At 65.0% G+C, this 7,895-nt stretch carries 8 protein-coding genes and 1 pseudogene; 6 read left to right on the top strand and 3 right to left on the bottom strand.

The window, feature by feature from the left end; all coding sequences use genetic code 11:
* Window positions 1-704: 704 nt before the first annotated feature.
* A complete protein-coding gene (locus ENSA7_RS41240; RefSeq protein ID WP_146158746.1) occupies window positions 705-956 on the bottom strand; it encodes a hypothetical protein in 252 nt (83 codons plus the stop codon).
* Here ENSA7_RS41240 and ENSA7_RS41235 point away from each other — a divergent pair.
* Window positions 940-1,755 carry a hypothetical protein gene (locus tag ENSA7_RS41235; RefSeq protein WP_146158745.1) on the top strand — a complete coding sequence of 272 codons (816 nt, stop codon included), beginning with the start codon at window positions 940-942 and terminating at the stop codon, window positions 1,753-1,755. The genes ENSA7_RS41240 and ENSA7_RS41235 overlap by 17 nt on opposite strands.
* Before the next feature lie 3 nt (window positions 1,756-1,758).
* On the opposite strand, the gene ENSA7_RS41230 is transcribed toward ENSA7_RS41235, so the two are convergent.
* Window positions 1,759-2,073 (bottom strand): hypothetical protein, encoded by a 315-nt coding sequence (locus ENSA7_RS41230; RefSeq protein ID WP_106094925.1) that lies wholly within the window; start codon window positions 2,071-2,073, stop codon window positions 1,759-1,761.
* A gap of 845 nt (window positions 2,074-2,918) precedes the next feature.
* Here ENSA7_RS41230 and ENSA7_RS41225 point away from each other — a divergent pair.
* From ENSA7_RS41225 to ENSA7_RS41205, 5 genes are all read left to right on the top strand, one after another.
* Entirely contained in the window at window positions 2,919-3,650 is a 732-nt protein-coding gene (locus tag ENSA7_RS41225) for a hypothetical protein (RefSeq protein ID WP_106094924.1), read from the top strand.
* A gap of 1 nt (window position 3,651) precedes the next feature.
* A complete protein-coding gene (locus tag ENSA7_RS41220; protein WP_106094923.1) occupies window positions 3,652-3,885 on the top strand; it encodes a hypothetical protein in 234 nt (77 codons plus the stop codon).
* Between the two features lie 274 nt (window positions 3,886-4,159).
* Window positions 4,160-5,401 carry a DUF4215 domain-containing protein gene (locus tag ENSA7_RS41215; RefSeq protein WP_244924083.1) on the top strand — a complete coding sequence of 414 codons (1,242 nt, stop codon included), beginning with the start codon at window positions 4,160-4,162 and terminating at the stop codon, window positions 5,399-5,401.
* Window positions 5,402-5,431: 30 nt separating this feature from the next.
* Window positions 5,432-6,799, top strand: a complete 1,368-nt coding sequence (locus ENSA7_RS41210; protein ID WP_106094921.1) for a matrixin family metalloprotease — start codon at window positions 5,432-5,434, stop codon at window positions 6,797-6,799.
* Between the two features lie 64 nt (window positions 6,800-6,863).
* Window positions 6,864-7,409 (top strand): DUF4215 domain-containing protein, encoded by a 546-nt coding sequence (locus ENSA7_RS41205; RefSeq protein WP_244924082.1) that lies wholly within the window; start codon window positions 6,864-6,866, stop codon window positions 7,407-7,409.
* A gap of 76 nt (window positions 7,410-7,485) precedes the next feature.
* Here the strand turns inward: ENSA7_RS41205 and ENSA7_RS44880 are convergent.
* Window positions 7,486-7,895, bottom strand: a pseudogene (locus ENSA7_RS44880) (hypothetical protein); the annotation flags it as partial.

Raw genomic sequence — 7,895 nt, 5'->3', positions numbered from 1 at the left:
CCGCTGGCAGATCTTGACGGCCTCGGCCTTCTGTTGCGGTGTAAATGTCCTGCGTTTCTTGCGTGGCACGGTGCTTGTCCTCCAGTTTCCTTCTTCCGGAGGTGTCCATCAAACTGGGGCAGATCTACTGAGCATCGCGTATCACATCTGGCGCGATGGCACCGAGTACGACCCCAAGCGAATGAGGTGCAACACCCACTGAGTTTCAATCAAGGCCGCCGCCGATCAGCGAAGTCAGTTTGGGTCAGGCCGTGGATGTCTTGGACCTCCACCTCGTGTGGAAGCACCCCCCCGGATAAGATTGGCCGACCCCTTTTTTCGCATGGCACCTTGTGGCCGGGCCTCGAGCCCGAGCACGTATGGAAGGCTGGTGACTCCTGATTTTGCGGCATCTGATCACCTCGAAGAGGTGTCTGGCTTTGCCTTGGTTCGAGATCACCCCCAGTGGCGAAGAGCGGCGTGGGTCCGTCTTTCGCCATCAGATCCCCTTGACTGGCACCATGGAAGACATCCGATGTGGGGTCGCCGGATGCGTAAACATCGCGGCACCCTGCGCTTGGCGTGCTCGTCGGCCGGCGAGGCGCATCGCGGACGGGTCAGTTGCGGGACAGGACCCGTTCGGCGCGACGTCGCCCCCGAACGAAGCCAGCCCCGTGCACCCAAGGCACGGCTCGACGAGCACCACTCGAGCAGAGTCGGGTCGGTCACGCCGCGAAGTCGAACTCGAGCTGGCCAGCAGGGGCTGGCCTTGGCCGCGGAGGCGGACGGGGACCGAGACCCAGATCGGCGAGTGCCCGTGCGATGTCGTCGTCCTCTACGTCGTAGTGCTCGGCAACACCCTCACCGGCCAGTTCTACGACGAAGAAGGCACTATGGAGTTCGAGCGCCGGCTCGTACACTAGCGGGTAGACCCTACACCCGGTCCGGAAGAGGAAACACGTGAAGTACGAGAACAAGTCGAAGAAGCTGGTCGAGGATTTCGGAAAGGTCCTCGAGAGGATGGGCGGAAGCGGTGACATGACCGCGTTCGCTGAGGCTCCGCTGGAGTCTGCGGTGGTCATCGCCAAGTGGAGGAGCTCGGCAGAGGTCGGGGCCAAGAAGGCGCACCGCTTCAACCTGTATTCGTGCCGGAAGGCGAGCGAGGACAGCTTCACGGACCGCCTCCTTCGTGGGCACCTGTTGCTCCACAAGAAGGTGGAACTCGATTCCGACGTGTGGGGAGAGATCGCGGCGTTCCAGATCGAAGGGCTCTTCGCCGAAGGGGGCGCAGTCTTGATCCGGAGCCTCGAGAAGCTCGACCTGGAGGACGACGCCGAGCTGAAGACCAAGTTCGACGAGCTTCACGAAGACAAGACCTACGAGTCGAAGACTCTGGGAACGCTCACGTATCGCCTACGTGACCACAGCTTCACGGGCAGCATCTCGCACGGGGGGCGTTCGGTGTTGCTCACGATCAAGGACACCGGGCCTGACGACATCGAGCAGCAATCTCAGAAGCTGAGCCAGTTCTTCGACCCGGAAGGGAACCTCGAGCCCGAGTTCAAACAGCTGTTGCGAGACCATCGCTCGTTCAAGAAGCACACCACGGCCGACGCCACGATCGACCTGTCCAGCTTGAGCCTGGACGGCAACCTCCTCATGGCCCACTTCAGTGTGCCCTCCCTGTCCCAAGCCTCCACAGTCGCCGCATTCCGTGACGGAGAGTTCAAATTCCGCCGGGTCGACCACATCGCCGGGCCCGACCGAACCACCTGAGCGTCAGCGGCCGAGGAGGCCGGACTCGAGGAAGCTCATCACCGCGTGCACGAGCTCGTCGGGGTCGGCGGTGACCGAGCCGCTGACCGCGTCGAGCAGGAGCCCCTCCATGCCGCCGAGCGCGATCGAGAGCATCGGGCCGCGGTCACCCGCGCGGACAAGGCCGAGCTTCTGACCGGTCTCGAGGGTCTCGTCCATGAAGACCCGGAGGGCACCGTAGAACTTGCCGAGCTTCTCGTCGAGACCCGGGTCCACGCCCATCGCCGTACTCAGCGAGATGGTCACCATGGCCGGGTCGCCCAGCGCCAGCTCGACCACTCGGCGGAGATCGTCGTGGTCGAGGGGGCCTCATATCGGAGCAAGGAAGCCCGGCAACGCGCGGCCGCCAAACGAGCGAGCCGGCGGGAGGGCAAGCGCAAGACCTCTGACTGACGGTCTGCGGCTATCCCGTGACTGACGGCCTCGGAGTGGGTGGCGAACGAGCCGCCTCGCTCCGGGGCCGTCCTCGTCTCGCCAGCGAATAGCCGCGGATCCTGACCGGCGCCTACAGTCGTCTTGCGGAGACCAGGGCTGTGAGGCGGTCGCCGGTCTCAGGGATGACGGACACGATACCCTGACCGTCGATGGCGTCGTCGTGACCTCGCCGTAGGCCACCAACTGGGGGCAGATCAGCGCGAGCGCAGCTTGTCCGCGCCCGCGTGTGCTCGTAGCTTCCATTCAAGTCATGCGACGTGTCGGGTCCATCTCCGCGATCGGGATTGTGCTGGTTTGCAGTCAATGCATGGAGCTGTCGACCGAGGTCGGCGAGCACGTGATCTACCATTGGGACGACACCGAGGCGCGCTTGTGCGGGGGGACCGTTCCCATGGTGGACCGCTTTCTGGAGTTGGTTGGCGGCCACTACGGCTGGGGGCCCGACGACCTCGGGCCGGGGGTCGAGTACTTCTGGCACGAAGAGCTCGCGGTTCAGGCGTGCTCCTCGCCTTGGATCTCCGACTGCGAGAGCCACATCCTGAATCGGCCACTCGTGTTCTCGAACAGCCCGATCGAGGCCCACGAACTGGCCCATGCGTCGCGCGGCGGGCACGGCCGCCCATTCGTGGGGTACCCGGCGTTCATCAACGAAGCCTTTGCCTCGCGCTGGGACTCGGCGGTGATCCAGCATGGCGGCGTCGGATTCGCTACCCAGCCAGCCCGAGTTCCTCAGCGCGGCAGAGCTGCGCGCGGCGCTCGATGTCAACGACGCCACGAAGTTGAACTACGCGCTCGCGCTCACGTGGTGGGTCGCGCTGGAGTCGACCTACGGCCCGGCCAAGATGGCCGAGTTCATTTTGGCGCTCGACGGCGTGACCTCGGCGAAGGGCGTCGAGCGGGCGACGCGGCGGGTGTTTGGGATCTCGCTGGCAGAGTCGGCCGCGATCGCCGAGAGCTTGCCCGAGTCCGCGTTCGACGACCCGGCCTGCGCACTCGAGGGGCTCCCGACCTTCACCTGGACCGGCTTGCCGCTCGTGCTCGAGCGCAGCGAGCCGCGCTGTGAAGACGATGACATCATCAACTTCAGTGATGACACTGTCGGCTGGCTGTTTGCGCTCGAGTTCCCAGACGAGCGGACTCCCTACTCGGTGAGCGTGACGGTCCCGAGCGTGACGGACCCGATCACCCAGAGCATCTTCGTGGTGCCCTGCGAAGGTGAGCTGGACGCCGTGTATGGGCCGCCGTACATCGCCGCTGGCGCCACAGACGGCGGGGACCCGAACGGGCAGGCGTGGTCCTGGCACCTGCAGGGGCGATATGTGGGGCATCTGCACAGTATGATAAACGAAGCGGGCGATTTCGTGTTCTCGCGCGTGGTCTTCGAGCGCGTGCTCGACGATGCGGATCAGCCGATGCCGTGAGGTGCCCTTCGCGCCTTGGATCAACTGGCGGCCGGAGGAGGGTCGCTTCGACGCCCACCTGTGGGATGAAGACGCCGGCGCCCGGACGGTGCTCACCGATGTCACGACCGGGGTGCTCGAGGTCTTGCTCGACGGCCTGCAGGCGGGCTCGCCGGACGTCGACGCCCTTGGTCGACGCGTCGCGTTCTCGAGCGTCGACGATCCGCAGACCGTGTGCTGGGGCCGAGTCGACTGAAGCCGATCTAGCAGCCACCACGGGCTGCTAGAGCGCTCGAGGCCAGCGGGCTCGGGCCGCGCCGCGACAAGGGATTCGAGGACATCAAGTGTCCGGGCTACTAGACTAGAGACGCCGCGTGTGCCGTAGTACACAGCTGCTGCCGCTGCCACAATCGGGGTAGCCGCGATCTATGTTGACGTGAACCGCGCAGCGCTGTAGCATGGCTCTCATGGCTCGAGTCGGCCGCAACTCATCCCCGAGACTACGTCGAAGACTGCTCGACGTTTCGGTTATGTTGCTCGTTGGCCCGGCGGGCTGCGGGCCCGGCGATGAGGCGGGCGGTCCGCCGGTGTGTGGTGACGGCGTCGTGGACGCGAGCGAGCAGTGCGACGACGGCAATCGGGCCCCGGGCGACGGCTGCAGCTCTACGTGCATCCCTTCGGGGATGCCGTTCGACTGCGTCGACCTGCTCGAAGGCGATTTTCCCGGCGAGTCGACTGTCGTCACCAAGCTGCTTCCGCTCACCGATGGTTCATTCCTCGCCGTCGGTGGTTTGGACGATGACCCTTCTTACCACGGCTGGATCGCTCGCTACGGGCCGACGGGCGACCAGCTATGGATCCTGGACACGATGTCCATCGATCCCGAGATCAACGTAATGAGTGACCTCGTCGGCGACGGCAGCGGCGGCGCATGGGCACTCGGCGCGGGGGACCGGCTGCTGCACGTTGACAAGGACGGCAGTGCCGGCGCCTCGAAGACTATCGTCGCGCAAGAAGGGGCGGCAGTCGATGTCGCTGCGATCGAGTTCACTGCCGCCGGCGTCTGGCTTTCGGGCACGCTCGCGGGCGACGCATGGCTCGGGCTCTACGATCCGGCGTCGGACTCGGTCACGGACCTGTTGCGCGAAGATCTTCTTGGCTTTGACGACTACGCCTACGCGGTCGAGCGAAGCGACGCCGAGGTCGCGGTCGCGGCGACGATGAGCACGAGCCCGAATGTTGACGTGGACGTCCCGCGGATAGCGACAACCGACATCTTGGTGGTCATGTTTGACCTCGACGGCAACGAACTTCGCCGGGCCTCACTCGGTCCGAACGCCGATCTCGATTTTGTTCGATTCGCCGATCGCCTGGTCTTTGATCGATTGAGCCATCGATGGTTTGTCGGTGGACGGTACGTTGCGAGGAACTCCTTCGCTCCGCAGGTCTGGCTCGCTCCGGCCGAGGCACAGCCGCCCTGGCAATGGACTCAGGAGGCGTGGTTCGGAGACATCGTGAGCGGACATGAAGGGGTGATCGCCGCGATCAATGTCGGTTCCCTCAACGACGCCAACTTGCGGGGCCAACTCACAAACGTAGGTGCGGATCAAACGATTCGATGGACCTTCGACGAAGTCGAAGGTGGTGGAGTGAGCTACGAAAATTTCTACCATCGAGACCTTGCGAGGGACGCTGAAGGGCAGCTTCGGACAGCGGGGACTCTCTACGACGGGGGCTCGCGCAAGCTACGGTCGTGTTTGGTGGCGGAATGAGAGATTGGATCACGTTCAGAGAGGGATCAAATGAACGACAAACGGAAGCTCGTGGGGACGATTGCGCTCGTTTGTTGCTTGGCGTTGCCAAACCGAGCGGAGGCGTACTGCGTCAGCAGCAAACCGATGATCGCATTTTGGTCGATCAAGTTTCCCGATCTGCGCGTCCCTGTATGGATTAGCACGTCGCAAGACTACACGGTTGCGAACACCGGGCAGGCGCCTCAAGACGTGGCGCGGCTTGCAATCGAGGTAATTGCGCGACACAACGAGTCTGTGCTCGCGCCGAAGCTCTACTTTGCCGGGTTCACGAACGAGAAGTACGATCTTGATAATCCGACGAATCCTCTAGATAAACTTCCTGCGGGCATCACGATCATGAGCATGCCCTGCGAGGACAATTCCGACCTCTGTGGAGGCGGCGCGACCGGCTGCGCGAACTATGCCTCGCGGGGATTTGGTAGCCTCGACCCGCTGGGCTGGGTGTTCTTCGTGCCACCCGGCTGCGACGACGGCGCGGGCTTCTCGATGAACGCTTACGGCGACATGGCCCAGGTAATGCTGCACGAGATCGGCCATACCCTGGGCCTGCAGCATTCGAATCGCAGCAAGTCAGAGTGCGAAGCAGGCGGCAGCACCCATGTCGGCCCCGTCGACGGCACCAGCGGAGTCATGTACACGTCGCTGCCCGCCGGTTTCGCCGGCGACAGAACCTGGCGGCGGGACGATCTCGAGGGCCTCGAGCACCTCTATGGCGCCGCCGCCCCGGCCTACGAGCCCGCGTGGTGGGATGACTCCGACTATCCGAACTACCCGGCAGAGGCGGCCGCGACCGCGTTGGTGGGGATGGCCGTCTCCCGTACGGCGGTCGTGTCGAACCGAGCGCCCTCCGGCGTGCAGGCGCTCGTGACCACGGACCCCGTCGGCCGAGTCATCCACCGCATCGTGAATGAAGCGGGTGACGCCACACCAGCCGTCCAGCAGATGGCCGTAGACCCCGGACCGAGCGGCATCACCTGGTCGCTCCCGGCGGTCGCAATGAGCGAAGCCGAGTCCACCGAGCGCGTGTTCGTGGCCTGGATGGCCAATGAAACATCTACTAGTCGCGCGATGACGTTGCGTACGGCGGTGCGCTTGGCGAGCAGCCCGACGTGGCAGTACTCGGACCATCCCGATGAATTTCAGGTGAACCGTCTGGCCGCCGGCTTCGACCGGGGGTCCGAGACCTTCGTCGTGACTACCGTGGCGTTGTTCACCACCGAACTGCAACTCGTCTTGTTCGACATGGCCGGTAGTCCGCTCGGGCCGGCGATCACCCTGGAGGGGCTGTACGCGTTCGGGGCCGGGGCTCCTTTGTGCGCGGGGGGGACGGTGTCTGATCCCGTTCTCCGAGTCTGAGTTCGGTGGCCCGGACTTTGGTGTCGCAGAGGTCTCCATCGATCCGCGAACGCCGACGGTTGCGTTGCTCGGCTCCGAGGTGCTCGGCTCGGTCAACACCTACGGCGGACTCACGTTGCTCCAAGATCAAATGGGCTTGCTGGCCGGCACGGGCGAGCGGCGGTTTTTTGTCGGGGACTACCCGGAACTCTCGGCGGACGGCGTAGAGAGCTACTACAATCCGATGAGCGACTGGGCGGTCGGGGTCGGCGTCTGGGGGGAGCCTAATTCGAGCCAACGTCGACTCTTTCAGCCGCGGATCGTAGAGTGTGGCAACGGCATCGTGCAGGCCGCCGAGGAGTGCGACGACGCCAACATGATCGTCGGCGACGGTTGCGACGCGTGTGTCTGGGAGACCGGCGGTACCGATTCTGGGACCGGTGGCGATGTCGGGCTCGGTGGCGGCAACGGCTGCGAGTGTCGAGCCCACGATCGCGGTCAGGGATGGCTGGGCTTTCTGTCGATGTTCGGCACCCTCGGGCTTGCGCTGCGAGCCCGCCGTCGCCGATCTGGTCGAGCAGGGCAGGGCCAGCGTTGTCGAGCTTGGACGGGCGGCGCGAGAGGTCCATGACCATGCGCGCGGTGGTGACCCGGACCCAGGCCTCGAGCGAGCCCTGGCCGCGAGCTGTGGCGGCGTCGCGGCGGGCTCAGGCGTCGGGGAGCTCGAGCGCGGCTTGGAAGTAGGCCATGGCCTGGGCCATGTCGGCCTCGCGGTCGCAGCGATCGAAGGGCGGCTCGTAGGGGCCCTGGGCATCCGTGGCCCACTCGGGCAGGACCTCGCCGGCTTGGGCGTGCTTGATCTCGTCCCACTCCTTGCGGGTCAGGCCCACGCCCGCGAGGCCGCGGTTGACGGTGAACACGATCTTGCCGCGCTGGTCGTAGAAGGTCTCGGCCTCGTATTGGTAGAGGACGGGGAACTGGACCCGGTAGATCAGCTGGAGCTCGTCGATCGTCATGCCGAGCGAGAGGGCGGCGAGGGCGTCGAGCTCGACGAGCGCTTGGCGGCGGGCGTAGGGGGTGCGCAGGGGGGCGTCCCATGTCCACTTGCGGGGGGACG

This window comes from Enhygromyxa salina (assembly GCF_002994635.1).
GTDB classification, from domain to species: Bacteria; Myxococcota_A; Polyangia; order Nannocystales; family Nannocystaceae; genus Plesiocystis; species Plesiocystis salina_B.
The sequence above is the reverse complement of the archived record's forward strand: the minus strand, read 5'-3'. Positions and strand labels throughout refer to the sequence as shown.

Excerpts from the sequence above, each read along its gene's own strand:
- ENSA7_RS41225 (WP_106094924.1), top strand. The coding sequence starts at position 2,919 with ATGGCGGCGTCGGATTCGCTACCCAGCCAGCCCGAGTTCCTCAGCGCG.
- ENSA7_RS41215 (WP_244924083.1), top strand. The coding sequence starts at position 4,160 with ATGTTGCTCGTTGGCCCGGCGGGCTGCGGGCCCGGCGATGAGGCGGGC.
- ENSA7_RS41210 (WP_106094921.1), top strand. The coding sequence starts at position 5,432 with ATGAACGACAAACGGAAGCTCGTGGGGACGATTGCGCTCGTTTGTTGC.